Annotated in this window: 2 protein-coding genes; both read right to left on the bottom strand. The window is 49.8% G+C overall.

Annotated elements, in window-relative coordinates:
• Nucleotides 1-574: 574 nt before the first annotated feature.
• Entirely contained in the window at nucleotides 575-1,603 is a 1,029-nt protein-coding gene (locus B3K91_RS04600) for a zinc-dependent alcohol dehydrogenase (protein WP_292594122.1), read from the bottom strand.
• Between the two features lie 11 nt (nucleotides 1,604-1,614).
• A partial coding sequence (locus B3K91_RS04595; protein WP_292594120.1) for an aldo/keto reductase occupies nucleotides 1,615-2,430 on the bottom strand: 816 nt, incomplete at its 5' end.

The raw sequence follows: 2,430 nt of genomic DNA, 5'->3' as shown, positions 1-2,430 counted from the left end.
ACCGGTCTTCTTGGCGGTGGACTGTTGACGGACAACGTGGTTTTCATCAGCGACCAGCGGGTTTTTGCTCTTAACCGAACAGCGGCTCTTTGACAACTTGCAACTGCTCTTTCGAAGGACGGGTCCATGATCTGGGACTAAGGACGACTCTTCACGGCGTTCAGCGGCTCTTTTTTTTTTGCTTCCTGCGAAGCGGCATCACTTCCCCGGACGTTTCTCCGGGCATCACTTCCTCGCGCTAGCGAGCCTCACTTCCGGCGACGCTCTTCGCCGCATCACTTCCCCGGATGTTCTTTCGGGCCTCACTTCCTGCCAAAGGCAGCCTTGCGTCCTGGCGTGGTCTTCGCCAGCCTTGCGTCCACTGATGCTCCTCAGTGCATTGCGTCCGCAGATGTTCTTCACCGCCTTGCGTCTCTCTCTTATCGAAAGACGTCTCCTACTTTAGCATGAAGAAATGTGGGAGTTCTCAGAAGGATATTGGTTTTCTGACCTCCTTCCTCATACCTCTGACATCTAAGGTTTTTTGATCTCAAAGAAAAAGACCCGCCGTCTTGGCGGGCGGTTCAGACTATACTCAATCAATCATGACTGCCTTTATTACTTTGTCTCTTTCATTTTCCGCCTTGACCATCATCTCACCGATTTCTTCCAGCTTGAAGGTGTCTGTTATCAAAGGCTTCACATTTACAGCTCCGCTCTTTATCATATCGATGCATCTGGGGAAGTACAGAGCTGGAACTGCGTGGGAGGCTCTCAACTGAAGTTTGTTGAAATGGAACTTGTTTGCATCGAACTTTATGAAGCGGCCTTCGCCGTAATCGATTCCTATGAAGCCGACGACTCCTCCAAAATTCATGACATCGAGCACTTCGGGGATTACGTAAGGAGGTGCGGTGACAAGAGCTCTATCAACGCCTCCCTTGGGAAATTTGTAGGAGCCAATCGGGGTCTTGTCGACGAGTATGACATCCTCCACTCCGAAGCTCTTTGCAACATCTATCCTTATCTTAGATCTGGAATGATTGGCAACGAAGACCTTTCTCGCTCCCATGGCCTTGACTATCTGAACGGCCATGAGACCTATGGGGCCTAGACCAACGACCAGCACATCATCGTTGAACTTTGGATCGACAGTGTATGTCAGATCGAGCGCAACTCCCATTGGCTCGACGAGAGAAGCTTCTTCGAACGGAACTCCTTCGAATGGCACCGCATTCTGTTTATCGATTATTACCTGCTCGGCAAAGCCCATGGTCAGATTTTCTCTCTCGGCTCTTATAAAGACGTTAGGTGCTCTGTCATGGCAGAGATCGACTCGCCCGTTTCTACAGTCCTCGCATGTCCCGCAAAAGGAGCCACTCTCTACCAGTATGCTCTGGCCGACTTCCACATTTTCGACATTTGAACCGATCTGTTCCACAATGCCGACTATCTCGTGGCCGAAAGTCTGCCAGTCTTTGGCTTCCGTTCTAGCTGTGTGAAGATCTGTCCCGCAGATTCCTGAGGCCTTTATCTTAAGCAACACGTCATTCGGTTTCAGAGAGGGAAGATCTACGTCACGGATCTCGAATTTGAATGGTGATTTTACAAACGCGGCTTTCACATAGACACCCCCTAGAGCTCCAAATTGGAATTAGAGATTATCTCTTCTATCCTTTCGTATAATCCGTCATCCATATCCCATTCGACGGCGCCGAGGTTTTCTTCGAGCTGCTCGACTTTCTGGGCACCGGCTATAACCGATGTCACCGCTTCATTTCGGATAAGCCAATTGATGGCTATGTGACTCAGAGGCTTCCCTATCTCATTCGCCAGCCTGTTCAGTTCTACGACAACTTCGAAGTACTTGTTGAACTCCGGTGTATTCAGCTTCGGATTTGCGGCCCGTACATCGTGTTCGCTGAACTTCTTCTTGTCGCTTATTGCTCCAGCCAAGAGGCCCTGGAAGAGCGGACTGTATGGCAGAAAGGCCATTCCATTCTCCAGAACAAAGGGAAGGACTTCCTTTTCGACTCTGTAATCGAGCGGAATATTGTGGTAGCTCTTTGGATTCCTTTCGAGCATGTTGTAGAGACCCTGCATGCTGCATACCTCTCCAACCTTCATCGCCCTTTTTGCCTCGGGAATGGAAAAGTTTGACAGCCCTATGTATCTGATCTTCCCCTCTTTCTTCAGCTCGACCATAGTCTCCATTGTCTCTTCGATTTCGACCTCTGGATCGGGCCAGTGTAGCTGATAGAGATCTACATGATCCGTTCCGAGTCTTCGGAGACTATCTTCGATCTCTCTTCTTATGCTCTCCGGTTTGAGACAGTTTCTCGTTCTTCCCTGATCGTCCCAGAGAAGACCGCACTTGGTTGCAATGAAGATCTTATCCCTAGAGCCCTTCATTGCCTTTCCGAGGACCTCCTCTGCATGTCCGAGACCGTA

Source organism: Mesotoga sp. UBA5847, from assembly GCF_002432735.1.
Classification (GTDB): domain Bacteria; phylum Thermotogota; class Thermotogae; order Petrotogales; family Kosmotogaceae; genus Mesotoga.
The sequence above is the reverse complement of the archived record's forward strand: the minus strand, read 5'-3'. Positions and strand labels throughout refer to the sequence as shown.